Source organism: Frigoribacterium sp. R86507, from assembly GCF_044597695.1.
Classification (GTDB): domain Bacteria; phylum Actinomycetota; class Actinomycetes; order Actinomycetales; family Microbacteriaceae; genus Frigoribacterium.
On the sequence record NZ_CP139002.1, the window covers coordinates 2,431,416 to 2,451,161 of the forward strand.

Below are 19,746 nucleotides of genomic sequence, written 5' to 3' on the forward strand. Positions count from 1 at the left end.
GATGTGGTCTTGAGGCGTCAGTTCGCCTGGGTGGCCGGGGGCAGGATCGCTGCGTCGCTGCTCCAGGCTCTTCTCTTGCTCCTGGTAGCCAGACAGGCCGGACCGGACCAATTTGCGATCTTCTCGGCGGTGTTCGGAATCGGTGTCGTCGTTCAAAACGTGTTCGATCTAGGTCTCGGCACCTTCGTCATCCGTGAGAGGGCCGCAGCCAGGGACAATGGACGTCTGACTCGCGCACTTTACATAAGTCAACGAGCCACGTTGGCCATGGCCGTCTGCTCGACGCTGCTGCTGTCATTCTTGGCATGGCAGGTGGACGCGAGTTTCCTCGTCTTCGTGCCCCTGGCTATTGGTATGGCAGCAGAACGAAACGCTGATGTCAGACTCGGTATCGCTCTTTCGGACGGGCAAGCGTGGGCGCATACCTTGAACCTGGTCTTGCGGCGTGCCGGGGCCCTGCTCATCTACATTCCTCTCGGGTTCGTTGCATTCCTGACCCCCGCGCTCGCGTTCGGGATAGCCATGGGGCTGACGGGAATTTGTGCGGCTTTCGCCTCGCACGCATACATCCGAAAAAGCGTCGACCTCAGCGGACCGCTCGCAACCACCGAGGCGACGCTGCGAGCCGCGTTCCCGTTCTTCGTCAATTCCTTGTCATCTCAACTTCGAAACTTCGACGTCGCTATCGTCGCGGCCGTAGGAGGCGTCACCGCCGGCGGCTTTTACGCGGCTGCGGCACGCCTGACCGGCCCGCTCCGGTTGCTCCCACAATCGCTAGCCGTAATCATGCTTCCGGCTGCCAGCCAGCCTGACGCGACCCTTGCCACGAGAAAATCAGCCCTCCGGACGATCGGCCTGTCCGTGACTCTTATGTCCCTTCCGTACATCGCCATCGCTTTCGCCACCCCATTCGCTTTGGTCGCTGTGTTGGGGGCCGAGTACGAAGGAGCTATCACGGCCGTACAGATCGTCCTCGGTGGAATGGTCTTCGGATCTGCGGCGTCAATGCTGACTTCGGTCTTGCAGGGTTGGGGAGATCAACATGCCGTTGGCATCATCTCGACTGTCTCGACGGCGGTGTGTCTCGTCCTGGTAGGGGTCGGAGGATTGTCCTTCGGAGCAACCGGCGCGGCGATCGGGCTGGCCGTGTCATTCGCCGTCCAGGCAGGCCTACTCGCACTGCGCCTGCCGCGGTGGTTCGGCGTGCCTGAGGCACGTCCCTCGACACCATCCGTTTGATGGCCCTGGTGGCTCGGTCGTCATTGACGTGATCTCGACTGTTCCCTTACGCAACGGGATCAAGGTTGTCTCAGTGACCTGAGCTGCTCCACCACCTTATTGAGCGGCTGGAAAGGTCTCCAGCGTGTCGCCAGCCAATCCAACCTTGACCGCGTCAAGACCCACCTGATCGATGTTGACGATGGATTGCCCCCCGATAGAACCGGTGCCGGCCGTGGGGATTGTGAAGAAGTGCATCTTCGAGCCGTCTATTGCGCGAAGACTGAAGCCGAGGGAGGCGATGGTTCCGACGTCGAACTCCTTGTCGACAGTCAAGTAGGGCGACATAGCCGTGACGAAACTAGAGATCTTGCCCGGATCGGTGAGTGTCGATCGACTCAGAATTGTGTTCGCCAGGCCCTTCACGAACGCCTGCTGGTTCTTCACTCGTGTGAAGTCGGCGTCAGCAAAGGCGTAACGCTCACGCACAAATGCCAGAGCTGCGTCCCCCTCAAGTTTGTTGAGACCCGCAGGATATGAGAACCCAGTTTTCGTCGAGAACGCCTGCGGCGAGAACACGTCGACCCCGCCCAGCGCAGTCGTCATGCCCTTGAAGCCCTCGAAGTCGATGATGGCGACGTGGTCGATGCGGACGCCGAGCAGCTGCTCGACGGTCTGGACGGTCAGGGGCGAGCCGCCGTAGGCGAAGGCCGCGTTGATCTTGTTCGAGCCGTGGCCGGGGATCGGCACGTAGAGGTCGCGCATGATCGACATCACGTAGACGTTCTCGCGGTCCGCGTCGACGTGCACCAGCATCATCGAGTCGGTCCGCTGGTCCGACGACGAGGCGTCGTCGATCGTCGTCGCGTCGGCTCGGGAGTCCGAACCCATCAGCAGGATGTTCATCGCCCCGTCGGGTGCCGGCGCCGGACGCGTGGACTCCTCGGGGAAGGCCTGCTCGATCTTCGTCGCGTTGTCGTTGAACGAGTTCGCCAGTCGCGACGCGTAGACACCGCCGACGACCCCGACGACCACCAGCACCCCGACCAGCACCGAGGCCAGCGTGATCAGTGCGATGACCGGCTTCGACCGGCGCCGCTTGCGCTTCTTCTGCGGGGTCGGCTCGTCACCGTCGCCCTCGTCGGGCGTCAGAGTGAAGATGTCGCTCATGCGGCTTGCTCCCCTGGCACTTGGTCACGAATCTCGGCCAAAGCTCACCCGACTATAACAAGGAGTCGAAAACTCCTCGGCTCCCGCCCCGAACGGGGGCCACCCTCACCCGACCAGCTCGTTCGCCGTGCGCAGCACCCGCCCCGAGACGAGCTCCTCCCCCACGCCGGCCACGTCGGACGACACCGTGAACACGGCCGTCTCGCCGGGCAGCAGGGTCACGATCATCTCGTCCACCGTCGCCGCGGGATCGACCTTGTCGACGAGCAGCGCCAGGTCGCGCACGAGCGAACCCGCCGTCACCTCGACCCGGTAGCCCGCGCCCGACCCCTCGGCCAGCATCGTCACCGACGTCGACAGCGACGCCGCGGCGAGCGCCGAGTCCCGCGGCTCGACCGGGAACCACAGTCCGCGCGCGACCCCGGGCGTCGAGGCCACGAGCAGCTCCGACTCGGGCGCCCCGAACTCCGCCACCGTCGAGGGCACCGGCACGGTCACCGTGTCGCGAGCCGCCACCGTGAGCGACACCTGCTCCGAGGCGAGGACGCGACCGTCGTACGCGACGCGCCGCAGCGTGAGCGGGCCGACCAGCGCCTCCTCGGTGTCGTTGACCACCACGGCCGCGAGTCCGCCGTCCCGCGGCTGGATCGTCACCAGCCGGTCCGCGAACGCGTGCCGCATCGCGTAGAGCAACGGCTTGCGTTGCCCGTCGCCGTCGACCGCGGCCCACGACGTCACCGGCCAGCAGTCGTTGATCTGCCACACCACGGCCCCCATGCACCGCGGAGCGTGCGACCGGAAGTGCTCGAGCGCCACCTGCACCGCGTTCGCCTGGTTCAGCTGCATCGCCCAGTGCCACGCCTCGATCTCGTCGGGCAGCCGGTAGTGCGCCAGCAGCCCGTCGGTCAGCTTGTCGTTGCCCTGCATCGCCTTCTGGTGCACGATCATGCCGGGCGACTCGGGGGTCAGCGGCTCGTCGTGGATCGCCCGCGTCATCGCCGACCAGGTCGGCGGCCCCTGCCAGCCGAACTCGGCCACGAACCGCGGCACGACGTCACGGTAGGTCGGGTAGCCCTTGCGGTTCCACTGCTCCCACAGGTGCACCGACCCGTGGTCGGGGTCGCTCTGCGCCACGTCCAGGCTGCCCGACCAGGGGCTGCCCGCCGCGTAGGGACGCCCCGGGTCGAGCTCGCCCACCAACGCCGGCAGCAGGTCGAGGTAGTAGCCCAGCCCCCAGGTCGCCCCGTCGAGCCGACGCTCCCAGCCCCACTCGTCGTGACCCCAGATATTCTCGTTGTTGCCCGTCCAGAGCACCAGGCTCGGGTGCGTCATCAGCCGCGTCACGTTGTCGCGCACCTCGGCCTCGACCTCGCCGCGCAGCGGGTCCTCCTCCGCGTAGGCCGCACAGGCGAACAGGAAGTCCTGCCAGGTGAGCATGCCCCGCTCGTCGCACAGCTCGTAGAAGTCGTCCGACTCGAAGATGCCGCCACCCCACACCCGCAGCAGGTTCACGTTGCCGAACTCGGCCTGCTCGATGCGCTCCCGGTAGCGGTCATGCCCGATGCGGTGCGGGAACGCGTCGTCGGGAATCCAGTTCGCCCCCTTGATCCACAGCGGCTCGCCGTTCACCACGACCCTGAAGCTCGTGCCGACCTCGTCGGGGTCGACCTGCACCTCGACCGTGCGAAAACCGATCCGCGACGACCACTCGTCGAGCACCGCTCCGGCCGAGCCCCCGCCGGTCGGCGCCTCGGCGCCCGACGCCTCGTCGCCCGGCGCGTCGACACCCGAGGAGGCGCGGGTCGCGTCGACCCCGTCGCCGTCACCCCCCGAGGAGGCGCGGCTCGCGTCCCCGCCCGCTCCCCCGGTCACCGAGACCCTCACGTCGTAGAGCGGCTGCCCGCCGTGACCCCTCGGCCACCACAGCTCGGGGTCGTCGACGACCACCTGCAGGACCGCGGAGTCCGCGCCCGGCTCGACCCGCGCCTCCTGCGTGACGTCGCCGACGGTCGCCCGGACCGTCACCGGCCCGGCAGTGCCCCCGACGCCGGGCTCGGAGCCGGCGCCTAAGCCGGCCTCGCCCGAGGCGACGGCGCGCTCGAGGTCGACGTGCACGTCGACGACGCCCCGCGCCCCGTCGACCGTCACGACCGGACGCACGGCCGCCAGCCGCACCGACGACCACGACTCGAGCGTCACGGGCTTCCAGATGCCCGAGGTCGCCGTGTCGAGGCCCCAGTCCCAGCCGAAGCTGCACGCCATCTTGCGGATCGCGTTGTAGGGGTGGTGGTTCACGTGCGGCCGGTAGCCGAGCGCCAGGCTCTGCGCGTCGGCGTAGGCCACCGGCGAGCCGAAACGTACCTCGAGGTCGTTCGACCCCTCGCGCAGCCGGCCGTCGACCGCGACCCGGTAGGTGCGGTGCTGGTTGCGCGTCTCGGCCACCACCTCGCCGTTGAGCAGCACGGTGGCCACCGTGTCGAGGCCCGCGAAGACCAGCTCGTGGCGGTCGTGCCCGTCGGGCTGCCAGTCGAAGGTCGACGTGTACGACCAGTCGGCCTGCCCGATCCACGCGAGCAGGTGCTCGTTCGCGTCCAGGTACGGGTCGACGATCAGTCCGGCCGCCAGCAGGTCGGTGTGCACAGTGCCCGGGACGGTCGCGGGCACGTCGACGGCCGCGATCTCGGGAGGCACGGGGCCGGCGGTGCTGCGCAGGCTCCACCCGGTGTGGAGGGTGCGTGCTGTGCGCTGCGTCGCGCTGTCCGTGGTGCCGGTGGCCGTGGTGCCGGTGGCCGTGGTGGTGGAGGTCTCGGTGGTGCTCATGTCGCTCCCAGCGATCGAGGGTGTGGCGTGGAGTCGGACTCACCCGGCGATGAACCCAGTTTCGAACGAAACACCCGGAAGCAACGGGGTGCAGCGCTCGAAACCGGGTTCATGGCTGGATGGGTGGGGCCGGGATGTGGAGGTGCGGCGCGATCCGGGTGAGGAGGCGGACGGCAGGAGGCGCGGTGCCGGTCAGGTGCGGGCGGCGCGCCGTTCGGCGATGCGCTTCTCGGGGTCGGGCGCGGCCTCGGCGAGCTGCTGCGTGTACGGGTGCTGCGGGTTCAGGATGACGTCGTCGGGCGTCCCCCGCTCGACCACCTGTCCCTTGTACATCACGAGGATCTCGTCCGAGAAGTGTCGGGCCGTCGCCAGGTCGTGCGTGATGTAGAGCACGCCCAGGTCCTCCTGTCGCTGCAGCTCGGCCAGCAGGTTGAGCACCCCGAGCCGGATCGACACGTCGAGCATCGACACGGGCTCGTCCGCGATCAGGATGCGCGGCTCGGGCGCCAGGGCCCGCGCGATCGCCACGCGCTGCCGCTGCCCGCCCGACAGCTCGTGCGGTCGACGCGCGGCGACGTCGGCGGCCGGGCCGAGCTGAACCCGCCCGAGCAGCTCGCGCACCTTCTCGTCGACCGTCGAGCGGGTCGCCTTGCCGTGCAGCAGCAGCGGCCGCGCCAGGTGGTGCCCGATCGAGTGGAACGGATTGAGCGACGCGAACGGGTCCTGGAACACCATCTGCACGTCGCTGCGGTAGCGCCGCAGCGCCTCGCCGTGTCGGGGAGCGACCGCGCCGTCGAGCACGATCGACCCGCTCGTCGGACGTTCGAGCTGCAGCAACATCTTGGCGATCGTCGACTTGCCGCTGCCGCTCTCCCCGACCAGGGCGACCGTCTTGCCAGCCTCGAGCGTGAAGCTGACGTCGTTCACCGCGCGGAGGCGACCTTTCTCACCCCGTCCCCCGCGCACCCGGTAGTCCTTGACGACGTTGCGGAACTCGAGCGTGCTCACGCCGCGCCTCCTGTACTCGTGGCGACGGACGTCGCCTGCTCGCGCCCCGAGGAGGCGCGGGTCGCGTCGCCCCCGGCCGTCTCGTCGACCCCGCTGCGGATGAACGCCCCGCGGTCGCCGGTCAGGCTCGGGAACGACCCGAGCAGCTTCTTCGTGTAGTCGTGCTGCGGGTTCGTGTAGAGCTCGGTGGACTCGCCGATCTCGACGATCTCGCCCGCGCGCATCACGGCGATGCGGTCGCTGATCTCGAGCAGCAGCGGCAGGTCGTGCGTGATGAAGATGACCGCGAAGCCGAGCTCGTCGCGCAACCGCTTGATCTCGCGCAGGATCTCGCGCTGCACGACGACGTCGAGGGCGGTCGTCGGCTCGTCCATGATCATCATCTGCGGGCCGAGGGCGAGCGCCATCGCGATCATCACGCGCTGGCGCATGCCGCCGGACAGCTCGTGCGGATACGACTTCAACCGGCTGCGATCGACCCCGACGGTCTCGAGCAGCTTGCCCGCCCGCTCGACGCGGTCGCCCTTCTTCCAGTACGGCCGGTGCGTCTTGAAGACGTCCTCGAGCTGTGCCTGGATCGTCGTGACCGGGTTGAGCGCGTTCATCGCCCCCTGGAACACCATCGACAGCTTGTCCCAGCGGAACGCCCGCAGCGCCTTGTCGTCGAGCTCGGGCAGCAGGATGTCGGACCCCTCGGCGTCGTGGAAGACCACCCGCCCGCCCGTGATGACGGCCGGCGACTTGAGCAGCCGGTTGATGCCGTAGGCGAGCGTCGTCTTGCCGCAGCCCGACTCCCCCGCCAGGCCGAGGATCTCGCCACGGGCCAGCTCGAAGCTGACGTTCTTGACGGCGTGCACGGGGTGCTCGACGGCGTAGTCGACGCTGAAGTCCTCGACGGTCAGGACGGTGCTCATGCGGTGGCCCCCTCGGTGGTGCCGGCGGCGGCCTCGGCCCGCGCCAGTCGCTTGCGGTCGGCCCGGCTGACGCCGGCCCGGGTCTGGTCGCGCAGCTTCGGGTTGATGATCTCGTCGATGGCGAAGTTCATCAGCGACAGCGCGCAACCGAGCAGGGCGATCATCAGCCCCGGCGGCACGAACCACCACCAGGCGCCGAGTCGCAGCGCGAGGCCGTTCTGGGCGAAGTACAGCATCGAGCCCCAGGTGAACTGCCCCGAGACGCCGAGCCCCAGGAACGACAGGCCCGCCTCGGCGAGGATCGCGAAGATCACCGCGAACAGGAACTGGCTCGCGAGCACCGGCAGCACGTTGGGCAGGATCTCGACGGCGACGATGCGCCAGGTCTTCTCGCCCGACACCCGCGACGCCGCGACGTAGTCACGCGACCGCAGGCTCAGGGTGATGGCGCGCAGCACCCGGGCGCTGGCCGCCCAGCTCGTGATGACGATCACGAAGGCGATCACCACGAGCCCCTTCTGCGGCACGTAGCTCGACACGATGATCGCGAGCGGCAGGCCGGGGATCACCAGCACGACGTTCGAGAACAGCGAGAACGCCTCGTCGACGAACCCGCCGACGTAGGTGCCGATCACGCCGAAGACGATGGCGAGCGCCATCGCGACGACGCCGACCAGCACCCCGATCAGCAGCGAGCCGCGGGTGGCGTAGGCGAGCTGGGCGAAGACGTCCTGCCCGGTCTGCGTGGTACCGAGCAGGTGGTCGCCGCTCGGCCCGCTGAGGCCGACGTCGCTGATCGCCTGCGGATTCTGCACGACGAACGGGAAGATCAGGCCGAACAGGGCGATGGCGGCGATCATGCCCGCCCCCACCCAGAGCTTCGGCGTCACGTGCGGGAAGACCCGCTTCAGGCCCTTCCGGCCGGTGCCCGCGCCGCTGTCGCCGGTGGGCGAGTTCGGGTCGGCGAGCTGGCCGAGGTCGATCGTGGACATGCTCGTCGTCCTAACGCTTGGCGCGCGTGCGCGGGTCGATGAAGCCGTACATCAGGTCGACGATGAAGTTCGTCCCCAGCACGGCGAGGGTGATGACCAGGAAGATGCCCTGCATCAGCGCGTAGTCGTTGTTCTGCGTCGCCGTGAACAGCGCGTTGCCGATGCCCGGGTACGAGAACACCTGCTCGGTGACGATCGACCCCGAGACGACGAACCCCAGCGAGATCGCGAAGCCGGCGAACTGCGGCAGCACGGCGTTGCGGGCCGCGTACGACTGGCGGATGCGCATCGGCGACAGGCCCTTGGCCTCGGCGGTGACGATGTAGTCCTCGCTGAGGGTCGACACCATCATGTTGCGCATGCCGAGCAGCCAGCCGCCGACCGACGAGATGATGATCGTCAGCGCCGGCAGCGTGCCGTAGAGCACCGCGCTCTGGACGAACGTCCAGTTGAGGCCCGGCGTCGCCTCGTACACGTTGTAGCCGCCCGACAGCGGGAACACCCGCAGGATGCTGCCGAACACGTACAACAGGATGAGCGCGAGCCAGAAGTACGGCACCGCCTGGAACATCGTCGTCACCGGGATGAAGTTGTCGAGCACCGAGCCGCGCTTCCACCCGGCGAGGGTGCCGAGGCCCACCCCGAAGACGAACGACAAGACGGTCGCGATGCCGATCAGCGCGATCGTCCACGGGATGGCCTGGCCGATGATGGTCGACACCCCGGCCGGGAAGTACGACACCGAGATGCCGAGGTCCCCCCGGGCCAGGTTGCCGAGGTACTGCACGTACTGCGAGAACAGCGGTTCGTCCGAGTCGGAACCCAGAAGGAGGCGCAGGCTGGTCACGGTCGCCTCGCTGACCGGGCCCTTCTGCTGCATCTTGGCCAGCAGGATGTCCACCGGGTCACCGGGCAGCAACCGCGGGATGAAGAAGTTCAGCGTCAGCGCCGCGAACAACGCGACCGCGTAGAAGCCGACCTTCTGGGCGACGTACCTCACCCGCGCCTCCTGACCTTCCGGGTTCCGACCACGATCACTTGAGCTTCAGGTTCAGGACGGTCTGGGCGTTGTCCCAGGTCTTCCACGTCGCCGGGAAGTTCTCGGTGTCGTCGTCGCCGGTCGGCCAGCCGGTGACCTTCGAGCTGTTGAACTCGGTCAGCGTCGACTGCAGCAGCACGGGGATGTACGGCATGTCCTTCACGATCTCCTTCTGGATCGTGAAGTACTGCTCGGTCTTGGCGGCGACGTCGTCGGTCTGCTCGGCCGCGACGATCGCGGCGTCGACGGTCGGGTTCGAGTAACGGGCGAAGTTGTTGATCGCCTGCTCACCCACCGGCGAGGTCGTCGTCGAGTCGAAGTTGCCGTTGTAGAGGTAGTACGGGTCGGTCGAGGGGCCCTGGCCGAGCGAGTCCATCGTCAGCTGGAACTGCCCGTTGTTGCGGGCGGCCACCCACTCGTTGTACGACTTGGCGCTCTGCGTGATCTCGATGCCGACCGCGCGCAGCTGCTCGGCCATGGCGTCGATCGCCGCGATGTAGTCCGAGTAGCCCGTGACGACCTGGATCTCGAGCTGCAGCTTCTGCCCGTCCTTGGCGTAGATGCCGTCGGAGCCCTTCGCGTAGCCGGCGGACTGCAGCAGCGCGTCGGCCCCCTCGGTGTCGGCCGTCATCGGCGTCTCCTTCTCGACGTCGGGGCTGATGTAGTCGTCGTCACGACCGAGGGTCATGAACGTGGGCGAGATCTGCTTGTTCGTGCCCGAGAAGGCGAGGTCGTTCAGCTGGTCGCGGTTCATCGCCTTGTAGATCGCCTGACGCACGGCCGGGTCGGTCTGCGGGCCGGTGCAGCCGAGGTCGGCGTTCGAGCAGGTCATCAGCGTGATCTGCTGCAGCGGGGTCGCGACGTAGCTGACGTCGGGGTTGCTGCCGAGCACCTTGTCGGCCTCGGGGATGAAGATGCTCGACCAGTCGAGGTCGCCGCCGACGATCGCGTCGGTCGCCGAGGTGTTGTTCGCCAGGGCGATGTAGCGGATGCTCTTGACCTCGGGCTTGCCCGACTGCCAGTAGTTCGGGTTCGCCTTGTAGACGTAGCTCTGCGGGGTGAAGGTGTCGAGCATGTACGGGCCGGTGCCGATCGGCTTCTCGACCGGGTCGGTCGCGATGTCGGAGAGCTCGGAGAAGACGTGCTCGGGCACGATCGCGGCCTGGCCGAGGATGTCCGGGCCCTTGACGAACGACGTGTCGGCGAAGGTGAAGACCACCGTGTCGTCGTCCGTGGCCTCGACGGTGCCCTCGAAGCCGACGCGGTTCAGCTCGGGCTTGTCGAGCATCGTCTGGAACGTGTACGCGACGTCGTCGGCCGTGAAGTCCTCGCCGTCGCTCCACTGCACGCCGGTGCGCAGGTCGACCGTCAGCTCGGTGCCGTCGTCGTTCCACTCGTACTTCTCACCCAGCATCGGCTTGGGGTCGGCACCGGTGAGCACGTTGTAGTAGAAGAGCTGCTCGTAGAGCAGGCCCTGCGAGGTGCTGTCTGCCGTGGCCGAGAACGGGTTGAAGTTGGCCGTCAGGTCACCCGCCGGGCCCGTGTTGGCGGTGATGCCGCCTTCGTCGCCGCCGCTCGAGGCGGTGCAGCCGGTGAGCGCGAGGCCCGCGGCGGTCGCGAGCGCGATCGCGCCGAACCCGGCCCGTCGGCGGTTGGTCATGGAGAGAGGCATCGTCGACCCTTCGTCTGGCCAGGCGTCGTCGCCTGGTCCCGGGGTCTTTCTTAGACGACTTACGTAAGCGAGTCAAGAAAGTCGTGAGGCTGTGTCGGGATCGTGACCCGCGCCTCCTGATGCGCCGCGCCACGCCGCACCGCCCCGCCCCGCCCCGCGCCGTACCGCACCGCGTTTCGTGCACGGCACCCCGACTAGACGCGGTGCGCTGCACGAAACCCGGTGCGAAGGCACGCGGGCCCGTCCGGGCCGCGGGCGAACGCGGTGCGCCGCACAGCGCCGGCCGGGCCGGCCGGGCCGGCCCGGCACAGCACCACACCGCGTTTCGTGCACAACACCCCGACTAGACGCGGTGCGCTGCACGAAACCCGGTGCGAACGCATGCGGGCCCGCCCATGCCGCGGGCGAACGCAGCGCGGCGCACCGCGCCGCACCGGCCCGCACCGCACCGTGTTTCGTGCACGGCACCCCGACTAGACGCGGTGCCCTGCACGAAACCCGGTGCGAACGCATGCGGGCCCGCCCGGGCCGCCGACCCGAGGAGGCGCGGGCCGGGGCCGGGCACCGCCGCGGGGTCAGCGCGAGATGGCGCGTTGCACGACGAGGGCGGCCGCACCGATCGCGGCCGCGTCGCGCGGGTCGGTCGAGACCTCGACCCGGGTCGTGTGGACGCCCCGCGAGAACGCCCTCCTGGCCAGGGCCTCGACGGCCGCGCGGGCGTAGATCGAACCGGCGACCGCGACCCCGGGGCCGCTCAGGACGACGCGGTCGAGGTCGAGCAGGTTGGCGAGCGTGACGACACCCGCGGCCAACTGCTCGGCAGCACGCGTCACCAGCACGTCGGCCGCGACGTGACCGGCGATCGCCGCGCGCGCGAGCAGGTCGAAGTCTCGCGCGACCCCGCCCGGCGCCCAGGTCAGGCCGAGGTCGTCGAACGCGGCGGCGTCGCGGTGCGCCCGGGCGACGACGGCCCCCGGCGACGCGGCGAGCTCGAGGCAGCCGCGGTTGCCGCAGTAGCAGGGCTCACCGTCGAGGTCGATCGAGACGTGGCCGAGCTCGCCCGCGCCCGAACTCGCGCCGCGGTGCAGGGCTCCGTCGAGCACGATGCCCGAACCAACCCCCGTGCCGAGGTACACGCAGGCGAAAGTCTCGGAGCGCGGTACCTGGCGGCTCCAGAACTCGCCGAGTGCTGCGGCCGCCGCGTCGTTGTCGACGATCACGGGCAGGCCGAGGCGCAGGGCCAGCGCGGCGTGCAGGCCGGCGTGGAGAGCGCTTTCGGTGGAGCGAGGGCCCGTGCGGACGCCGTGCGCGAGGGTCGCCCGCGGACCGACGACGGCCAGCCCGGCCACCGCCCCGCTCGCGAGGCCGAGGCTGCCGACGACGTCGTGGAAGCCGTCCACGATGCGGACCGCGGCGGCCGTGACGTCGTCGGACGTGGCGGGGCCGGCGTCGACCTGCAGGCGGCCGACGACTCCCCCGCGCATGTCGGTGACGACGTAGGTGAGCGAGTCCGCGCCGATCTGCACGCCCATGCCGTAGACGGCCCGCGGGTTGATCTCGACCATGGTGCGGGGCTTGCCGCCGGTCGACGCCGCCCGACCGGTCTCGCGGACGAGTCCTTCGTCGAGCAGCCGCCGGACGATCGTCGAGATCGACGCCTGCGTCAACCCGCTGGCCTGGGCGAGCTCGACACGGCTGATCGGGCCCGAGGACCGCACGAGGTCGACGACGAGTTCGCGGCTGGTCTGCGGCGGGGTCGGATCGGGGTCGCGGGTCACCACGGGCGTCGCTCCGACCTGTCGGGGGCTGTAGGTTCGGGCGCATGACCGACTCGATCGTCGACACCCGGGTGGCCCCTGCCGGGCCGGGCGACCGCCGTCGCGTCGGTCTCGCCCTCGTCCGCCCCGGCGAGATCTTGGGGGCGGAGCCGTTCTACCACGAACTGATCGCCGGCATCGAACGCGTGCTGCGACCCCGGGGCCACACCCTGTTGCTGCAGGCCCTCGCCGACCGCGACGCCGAGCTGGCGGCCTACCGGCGGTGGGCGGATTCGGGCGACTTCGGTGCGGTGGTGCTGGTCGATCTCACGGACGACGACCCGCGCCCCGCCCTGCTGCGCGAGCTCGGCCTGCCCGCGGTCGTGCTCGGCGACCCCGCGCTCTCGGGTGACCTGCCCGCCGTCTGGACCGGCGACGGCGTCGCCATGCGCGACACGGTCGCCGCGCTCGTCGCGGACGGGCACCGCCGACTGGCGCACGTGTCGGGCCCGGCGGCGCTGCTGCACACGCAGGTGAGGCAGGAGGCGCTGGTCGCCGCGAGTCGCGCCTCCTCGTCCGTCGTCGAGACGATCGAGGGCGACTACTCGTGGGACGCCGGCGCGGCCGCCCTCTCGCGTCTGCTCTCGGGGCCGACGCCGCCGACGGCCGTCGTCTTCGACAACGACCAGATGGCGCTCGGCGGCCTCGCCGCGGCGCAGCGCCTCGGGGTGGGGGTGCCGACGCAGCTGACGCTCGTCGCCTGGGACGACTCGTCGCAGTGCCAGTTGTCGACACCGTCGCTGTCGGCGGTCAGCCACGACGTGCAGCGCATCGGCGAGGTGGCGGCCGGCATGCTGCTCGCCGTGCTGGCGGGCGAGGACGTGGCGTCGGTCGAGGCGCCGCCCGCGTCGCTCGTGCGGCGGGGGTCGTCGGGGCCTGCACCCGCCTGACCGCCCCCGAACGGGTCGATAGCAGGTTCCCCGCCGATTGGCCCCCGCGAACGGGTGGAGCGCGGGTGTCTTCCGAATCACCCGACGTTTTCTGGACCGAACAGTGTGATTCTCTCAGGTTGTCTATAGCTTCGAGGTGTGCCGCCCTCCGGGCCGGCACTGCGTGTCTCACCCGGCACTGGGCCGTGGGCGGACAAGCGATGACGCTTGCACCACCGATCAAGAAAGCACTCACCACGTGATCACCAAGTTCTCTTGGCGCCGTGCGGTGGCCGTCCCGGCCGTCCTCACGCTCGCCCTCGGAGGGGCTCTCCTCTCGACCACCGCCGCACAGGCGGCCCCCGCCTCGCTGGTCATCTCGACCCCGGAGGCCGGCACCACCACGACGTCGCGGACCGTCGTCGTGTCCGGCACGGTCGCCGCAGGCGCCACCGTCGACGTCTTCAAGGGCACCGACGACTCGGGCACCCGCGCGGACCGCATCAACACGGGCAACTCGACGACCTGGTCGACGACGCTCACGTACGCCGACACCGATGCCGTCAACCAGAGCGTCTACGTCACCGGCCTCTACGGCGGCAGCGGCTTCAGCGACCCGCAGGCCCGTGCCTTCGTCCTGCCCGCCGTCGCCCCGGCCGAGGTCTTCTCGGTCACGGCACCCGTGGGTGGTCAGCAGCTCGCCTCGCGCACCGTCACCTTCTCGGGCACCGGCATCTCGGGGTCGACCGTCAACGTGCTCGGCACGGACGGCAACCGCCTCCCCGGTACCGGCGCCGTCGCCGTCGTCGGCGGCCAGTGGTCGCTCGCCTACACCTACCCCGAGACCGTCGACCGCAACCAGAGCGTTCGCGTGACCCAGGTCACCGGCGGCGCCGGCACCGGCGACGCCCCCGTCGCGTTCGTCCTGCCGCAGGGCCAGACGCTCGACGTCGTCACCCCCGCCGCAGGCTCGACGACCGCCTCGCGTACCGTCACGTTCTCGGGCACCGGCACCTCCGGGTCGACCGTCAACGTGCTCGGCACGGACGGCAACCGCCTCCCCGGTACCGGCGCCGTCGCCGTCGTCGACGGCCAGTGGTCGCTCGCCTACACCTACCCCGACACCGCCACCGTGGCCCAGACCGTCCGCGTGACCCAGGTCACGGGCGGCGCCGGTTCGGGTGACATCACCCGTACCTTCGCCTTGCCCGCCGTCGGCGCCGTTCCCCCGACCGACGTCGTCCTCGACGCGCCCGCCATCACCTCGCCCACCCAGGGCCAGGTCGTCGTCGGTGACCAGGTCACCTTCGAGGGAACCGGCACCCCCGGCTCGAACATCCTGCTCGCCGTCATCCCGACGGACCAGCTCGACGAGCTCGAGGCCGCCGAGAACGGCCGGGCCGCCGCCGCTGCGGAGCCCGCCGACCCCGCCGACCCGATCGTCGTCGACGCCGCCGGCAACTGGACCGTCACCCTCGCCCTGACGCCGGACGACTACACGGCCGCCGCCGTGTCGTTCCTGCTCGACGCAGACGGCCTGCCGGTGCTCGACGCCGCCGGTGACCCGATCGTCTCGGCGCCCTCGGCCGACGTGGCCTTCAGCCTCGTCGCCGCCGTGACGCCCGCAGCCCTGCCCGCCACCCCGATCGCCACCGGCACCACGGGCCTGGCGTACACGGGTAGCGAGGGCACCGAGGCCGCCATCGGCATCGGCGCCGCCGTCCTGCTGCTCGGCTCGACGCTGATGGTCCTCGCTCGTCGCCGCGCGAAGCTCGCGACCACCGACGTGGCCGGCGAGTAACCACCCGCACCACGAGGACGGCCCCCGGCACTGCTTCGGCAGTGCCGGGGGCCGTCCCGCGTCCGGCCGCACCCGCAGTCGCGGTCGCACCACCGATGTGGTGTCGAACCATCCATGTGCGTGGTTCGACACCACATCGGTGGTGCGACATGAACGCCACGGTGTCAGCGCGCGAGGAGCGGGCGCGAGCGCGAGCGCGGGCGCAGGCGCGGGCGCAGAACGTACAGCCGCGGACGCACGAACGCCCCCGCCTGATCAGGCGGGGGCGTTCGTGTTCGAGAGGGTGTGACGACGACCGGTGGTGGAGATGGGGGGAATTGAACCCCCGTCCATCGCTGAGATTGCACGCATTCTACGGGCGTAGCCAGATGAGGCGTTCTGCTCGGCTCCGACCTTTGTTACTGGCTTCTAGGTCGACGAGCCCAGCCCGAGTGCAAGTCCCGTGTGACCCCCAGGCATAGTCACACAGCAAGCCATCTAAATGACGTCAGGATCTGGTTAGAAGGCGGTCACCAGACTGACGGACTCCATGTGGCTCTACTGCTTACGCAGCGAGAGCGAAGTCAGTGCGCTTGTTATTGGCACTTATTGTTTTCCAGAGATCGTTTACGAGATAACCCTGGATCCTCGGCCCGCTTCTCGTTCGCACACAGGCGATGTCGAAACCGATCATCCCCATGAGGGGGCCGTCGTCACACGCTCTTGAATTACCAACGCACGTTTCCGTGCGGCCCATCAGTCTACGTCGTCGGAAGCTCTCGCGCCACCGCTGCCCGACCCCGATGCGGGGCCGGCGGCCCGACGCTCACTCCCCCAGGTGCTTGCGAGCCGACATGGCCGACTGCGCCTCGCGCGTCGCGGTGCGTTCACGCAGGGTCTGACGCTTGTCGTACTCGCGCTTGCCCTTCGCGAGGGCGATCTCGACCTTGGCCCGGCCGTCGCTGAAGTAGATCTTGAGCGGCACGACCGTGAAGCCGCCCTCTTTGGTCTTCTGCCCGATCTTGTCGATCTCGTGGCGGTGCAGCAGCAACTTGCGCTTGCGCCGGGGCGCGTGGTTGTTCCAGGTGCCCTCGGTGTACTCGGGGATGTGCACCGCGTCGAGCCACGCCTCGCCGGCGTCGACGAACGCGTACCCGTCGACCAGCGACGCCCGGCCCTGCCGCAACGACTTGACCTCGGTGCCGCTCAGGACGATGCCCGCCTCGTAGGTGGTGTCGATCGTGTAGTCGTGGCGCGCGCGGCGGTTCGTGGCCACGACCTTCTCACCGCGTTCTTTCGCCACGCTGGCCTCCTGGTCGTTCGGGTGGGGATGCTGCCGACAGGCAGCCGTTCAGTATACAGGAGACGTCGAACGACAAAAGCCTCTCCACACCTGATGCCGACCCTCGGTCGCAGGCTCCCTCGGCGCTGGGGTCGCGGAATCGCTTCGCGATTCTCACAGCTCCACCGCGGGAGGCGCGGTGCCCGACTGACGGGCACCGCGCCTCCTTCACGGGGCCGGTTTCTAGACCTTGAGGTAACGCCTGATGGCGACGTTCGCGCTGAGGGCCGCGAGCAGGATGCCGACGACGATGACGATCGGCACGACGAGGGCGGCATCGCGCAGGCCGATGAACGGCGTGCCCTGGAAGGTCACCGCGAGGTAGCCCTTCACGAAGAAGTTCACGATCGCGATGATCGCCCCGCCCGCGAGCAACGAGCCCACGAGGGCCGCGATCACCCCCTCGAGGATGAACGGCGTCTGGATGAACCGGTTGGACGCACCGACTAGGCGCATGATGCCGAGTTCTCGTCGCCGGCTGAACGCGCTCAACCGGATGGTCGTGGCGATCAGCAGCACGGCCGCGATCAGCATGAGCGAGGCGATGCCGATGGCCGTGTAGCTCGCCGCGTTCAGCACCGCGAAGATCGGGTCGAGGTACCCACGCTGGTCGACGACGCTCTGGACGCCGGCCAGGCTCGACAGGCTCTCGGTGAGAACGTCGGACTGCGTGGGGTCCTTCAGGTTCACCCAGAAGGTCTCGTTGAGGTAGGCCGGCTGCACGAACTCGGTCGCCGGGCTGTCGGCGAACTGCTGCTTGAAGCGGTCGTAGGCCTGGGTCTGGTCCTCGAAGTAGAACTTGTCGACGTAGGGCGTCAGCACGTCGCTGTCGAGCTGGGCGCGGACGCCGTCGATCTGGTCCTTCGTCGCCATCGCCCCGGTGCAGTTGCCGGTCGTGTCGGTGTCGGTGCAGAGGTAGACGGCGACCTGGGCCTTGTCGTACCAGTAGCCCTTCATCTGCGTGATCTGCATCTGCAGGAGGGCCGCGGTGCCGACGAAGGTCAGCGAGATGAACGTGACGAGCACGACCGAGACGACCATCGAGGCGTTGCGACGGAGGCCGCTGCCGACCTCGCTCATGACGAGTCCGAGTCTCATGCGTCGGCTCCTCTCGTGCTGAGGTCCTCGACCCCGATGGCCTGGATGGGCACCGCCTGGGTCTGGTAGCCACCGTGGCGCTCGTCGCGGAGGATGTTGCCCGCGCTGAGCTCGATCACCCGGCGCTGCATCTGGTCGACGATGCCGGCGTCGTGCGTGGCCATGATGACCGTCGTGCCGCCGGCGTTGATGCGCTCGAGGAGGGTCATGATGCCGGCGCTCGTCGAGGGGTCGAGGTTTCCGGTGGGCTCGTCGGCCAGCAGGATCGCCGGCTTGTTGACGATCGCGCGGGCGATGGCGACGCGCTGCTGCTCGCCGCCGGAGAGCTCGTGCGGCAGGCGGTGCTGCTTGCCGACCAGGCCGACCATCTTGAGGACGTCGGGGACGGCCTCCTGGATGAAGCCCTTGCTCTTGCCGATGACCTGCAGGCTGAACGCGACGTTGTCGAAGACGTTCTTCTGCGGCAGCAGCCGGAAGTCCTGGAACACGACGCCGAGGTTGCGCCGGAAGTACGGCACCTTGCGGCTCGAGAGGGTGCCGAGACGCTGGCCGAGGACGTGGATCTGCCCCTGGGACGGCTTCTCTTCCTTCAGCACGAGCCGCAGGAAGCTCGACTTGCCGGAGCCGCTCGCCCCGACGAGGAACACGAACTCGCCCTTGAGGATCTCGAGGGTGACGGCGTTCAGCGCGGGTCGGGGGTTGCCGACGTAGACCTTGGTGACTTCATCAAACCGAATCATGACGGGGATCACCCTAAGCGCGGTCCGCGACGAACACCGCAGCGACTCGCTGCGGCGAGGCGGCTATGGATGTGCTGGGAGCCGCCGGGCGGGCGGGGCCGGATCAGTCCTGGTCGTCGCGCTTGCGCCAGCGGATGCCCGCCGAGATGAAGCCGTCGAGGTCGCCGTCGAACACGTTCGAGGGGTTGTTGACCTCGTGCTCGCTGCGGAGGTCTTTGACCATCTGGTAGGGCGCGAGCACGTAGCTGCGGATCTGGTCGCCCCAGCTGGCGGTGATGTTGCCGGCCAGCTCTTTCTTCTTGGCGTTCTCGGCCTCTTTCTGCAACAGCAGGAGGCGCGACTGCAGCACGCGCATGGCGGCGGCCCGGTTCTGGATCTGGCTCTTCTCGTTCTGCATCGAGACGACGGTGCCGGTGGGGATGTGCGTCAGGCGGACGGCCGAGTCGGTCGTGTTGACGCTCTGACCGCCGGGGCCCGACGACCGGAACACGTCGACGCGGATGTCGTTCTCGGGGATGTCGATCGACTCGGTCTCTTCCATCAGCGGGATGACCTCGACCGCGGCGAAGCTGGTCTGACGCTTGCCGGCGGCGCCGAACGGGCTCATGCGCACGAGCCGGTGCGTGCCGGCCTCGACGCTGAGCGTGCCGAACGCGTACGGGGCGTCGATCTCGAAGGTGGCGCTCTTGATGCCGGCTTCTTCGGCGTAGCTGGTGTCCATCACGGTGGCGGACATGCCGTGCTTCTCGGCGTAGCGCAGGTACATGCGCAGCAGCATCTCGGCGAAGTCGGCGGCGTCGACACCGCCGGCCCCGGCGCGGATCGTGATGACGGCGGGCCGCGGGTCGTACTCGCCGTCGAGCAGCGTCTGCACCTCGAGGACGTCCATCATCTTCTGCAGCGCCTTGAGCTCGGCCTGCGCCTCGTCGGCGCTCTCTTGGTCGTCGCCGTCGTTGGCCATCTCGACGAGCACCACGAGGTCGTCGAGTCGCGCCTCGGTGGTCTCGAGCTTCTCGAGCTCGGACTGCCGGTGGCTGAGCGCGCTGGTGACCTTCTGGGCGTTGTCGGTGTCGTCCCACAAGTCGGGGGCCGACGCCTGCTCGCTGAGCTCGGCGATCTCGGCGACGAGACGGTCTTGCCCGATCACCGCACGGATGTCTTCGAACGTGGCCCGGAGGGCGGCAATCTGCTCAGAGAAATCCAGTGCGATCATGGTCCCCGAGCTTACCCGGCCCGGGTGGGCCGGGCCTGTCCGTGCCTCGTACCG

At 69.1% G+C, this 19,746-nt stretch carries 15 protein-coding genes and 1 other RNA gene; 3 read left to right on the forward strand and 13 right to left on the reverse strand.

Features of this window, described 5'->3' with window-relative positions:
- Positions 1–3 precede the first annotated feature (3 nt).
- Positions 4–1,239 (forward strand): lipopolysaccharide biosynthesis protein, encoded by a 1,236-nt coding sequence (locus SJY14_RS11475; RefSeq protein WP_396598966.1) that lies wholly within the window; start codon positions 4–6, stop codon positions 1,237–1,239.
- 96 nt (positions 1,240–1,335) lie between these two features.
- On the opposite strand, the gene SJY14_RS11480 is transcribed toward SJY14_RS11475, so the two are convergent.
- The 8 genes from SJY14_RS11480 to SJY14_RS11515 form a co-directional block, all read right to left on the reverse strand.
- Positions 1,336–2,388 carry an LCP family protein gene (locus SJY14_RS11480; RefSeq protein ID WP_396598967.1) on the reverse strand — a complete coding sequence of 351 codons (1,053 nt, stop codon included), beginning with the start codon at positions 2,386–2,388 and terminating at the stop codon, positions 1,336–1,338.
- Between the two features lie 105 nt (positions 2,389–2,493).
- A complete protein-coding gene (locus SJY14_RS11485) occupies positions 2,494–5,208 on the reverse strand; it encodes a glycoside hydrolase family 2 protein (protein ID WP_396598968.1) in 2,715 nt (904 codons plus the stop codon).
- A gap of 192 nt (positions 5,209–5,400) precedes the next feature.
- Entirely contained in the window at positions 5,401–6,216 is an 816-nt protein-coding gene (locus tag SJY14_RS11490; protein WP_055971980.1) for an ABC transporter ATP-binding protein, read from the reverse strand.
- The gene (locus SJY14_RS11495; protein ID WP_396598969.1) at positions 6,213–7,130 is read right to left on the reverse strand and encodes an ABC transporter ATP-binding protein; all 918 of its coding nucleotides are present in this window, start codon (positions 7,128–7,130) and stop codon (positions 6,213–6,215) included. The genes SJY14_RS11490 and SJY14_RS11495 overlap by 4 nt, the downstream gene beginning before the upstream one ends.
- The gene (locus SJY14_RS11500) at positions 7,127–8,122 is read right to left on the reverse strand and encodes an ABC transporter permease (RefSeq protein WP_071254141.1); all 996 of its coding nucleotides are present in this window, start codon (positions 8,120–8,122) and stop codon (positions 7,127–7,129) included. The genes SJY14_RS11495 and SJY14_RS11500 overlap by 4 nt, the downstream gene beginning before the upstream one ends.
- A 10-nt stretch (positions 8,123–8,132) precedes the next feature.
- Positions 8,133–9,122 carry an ABC transporter permease gene (locus tag SJY14_RS11505; RefSeq protein ID WP_396598970.1) on the reverse strand — a complete coding sequence of 330 codons (990 nt, stop codon included), beginning with the start codon at positions 9,120–9,122 and terminating at the stop codon, positions 8,133–8,135.
- A gap of 34 nt (positions 9,123–9,156) precedes the next feature.
- The gene (locus SJY14_RS11510; protein ID WP_071254143.1) at positions 9,157–10,821 is read right to left on the reverse strand and encodes an ABC transporter substrate-binding protein; all 1,665 of its coding nucleotides are present in this window, start codon (positions 10,819–10,821) and stop codon (positions 9,157–9,159) included.
- A 587-nt stretch (positions 10,822–11,408) separates the two neighbouring features.
- A complete protein-coding gene (locus SJY14_RS11515) occupies positions 11,409–12,614 on the reverse strand; it encodes an ROK family protein (RefSeq protein ID WP_396598971.1) in 1,206 nt (401 codons plus the stop codon).
- Between the two features lie 41 nt (positions 12,615–12,655).
- Between SJY14_RS11515 and SJY14_RS11520 the strand changes: the two genes are divergently transcribed.
- On the forward strand, positions 12,656–13,540 hold the full coding sequence (locus tag SJY14_RS11520) for a LacI family DNA-binding transcriptional regulator (protein ID WP_396598972.1): 885 nt from the start codon (positions 12,656–12,658) through the stop codon (positions 13,538–13,540).
- A 238-nt stretch (positions 13,541–13,778) separates the two neighbouring features.
- Positions 13,779–15,320 carry a hypothetical protein gene (locus SJY14_RS11525; RefSeq protein ID WP_396598973.1) on the forward strand — a complete coding sequence of 514 codons (1,542 nt, stop codon included), beginning with the start codon at positions 13,779–13,781 and terminating at the stop codon, positions 15,318–15,320.
- Between the two features lie 299 nt (positions 15,321–15,619).
- Here the strand turns inward: SJY14_RS11525 and ssrA are convergent.
- From ssrA to prfB, 5 genes are all read right to left on the reverse strand, one after another.
- Positions 15,620–15,997, reverse strand: a transfer-messenger RNA (tmRNA) gene (gene ssrA / locus SJY14_RS11530).
- A 128-nt stretch (positions 15,998–16,125) separates the two neighbouring features.
- Entirely contained in the window at positions 16,126–16,602 is a 477-nt protein-coding gene (smpB, locus tag SJY14_RS11535; protein ID WP_055971963.1) for an SsrA-binding protein SmpB, read from the reverse strand.
- A gap of 222 nt (positions 16,603–16,824) precedes the next feature.
- Positions 16,825–17,739, reverse strand: a complete 915-nt coding sequence (gene ftsX, locus SJY14_RS11540) for a permease-like cell division protein FtsX (protein WP_043593665.1) — start codon at positions 17,737–17,739, stop codon at positions 16,825–16,827.
- A complete protein-coding gene (gene ftsE / locus SJY14_RS11545; RefSeq protein WP_043593759.1) occupies positions 17,736–18,479 on the reverse strand; it encodes a cell division ATP-binding protein FtsE in 744 nt (247 codons plus the stop codon). Before ftsE ends, ftsX begins: the two co-directional genes overlap by 4 nt.
- Before the next feature lie 103 nt (positions 18,480–18,582).
- Positions 18,583–19,692: a peptide chain release factor 2 gene (prfB, locus tag SJY14_RS11550; protein WP_043593664.1), complete on the reverse strand. Its 1,110-nt coding sequence runs from the start codon at positions 19,690–19,692 to the stop codon at positions 18,583–18,585.
- Between the last annotated feature and the right edge of the window lie 54 nt (positions 19,693–19,746).

Excerpts from the sequence above, each read along its gene's own strand:
- SJY14_RS11480 (WP_396598967.1), bottom strand. The coding sequence starts at position 2,388 with ATGAGCGACATCTTCACTCTGACGCCCGACGAGGGCGACGGTGACGAG.
- SJY14_RS11485 (WP_396598968.1), bottom strand. The coding sequence starts at position 5,208 with ATGAGCACCACCGAGACCTCCACCACCACGGCCACCGGCACCACGGCC.
- SJY14_RS11495 (WP_396598969.1), bottom strand. The coding sequence starts at position 7,130 with ATGAGCACCGTCCTGACCGTCGAGGACTTCAGCGTCGACTACGCCGTC.
- SJY14_RS11500 (WP_071254141.1), bottom strand. The coding sequence starts at position 8,122 with ATGTCCACGATCGACCTCGGCCAGCTCGCCGACCCGAACTCGCCCACC.
- SJY14_RS11510 (WP_071254143.1), bottom strand. The coding sequence starts at position 10,821 with ATGACCAACCGCCGACGGGCCGGGTTCGGCGCGATCGCGCTCGCGACC.
- SJY14_RS11520 (WP_396598972.1), top strand. The coding sequence starts at position 12,656 with ATGACCGACTCGATCGTCGACACCCGGGTGGCCCCTGCCGGGCCGGGC.
- ftsX (WP_043593665.1), bottom strand. The coding sequence starts at position 17,739 with ATGAGACTCGGACTCGTCATGAGCGAGGTCGGCAGCGGCCTCCGTCGC.
- ftsE (WP_043593759.1), bottom strand. The coding sequence starts at position 18,479 with ATGATTCGGTTTGATGAAGTCACCAAGGTCTACGTCGGCAACCCCCGA.
- prfB (WP_043593664.1), bottom strand. The coding sequence starts at position 19,692 with ATGATCGCACTGGATTTCTCTGAGCAGATTGCCGCCCTCCGGGCCACG.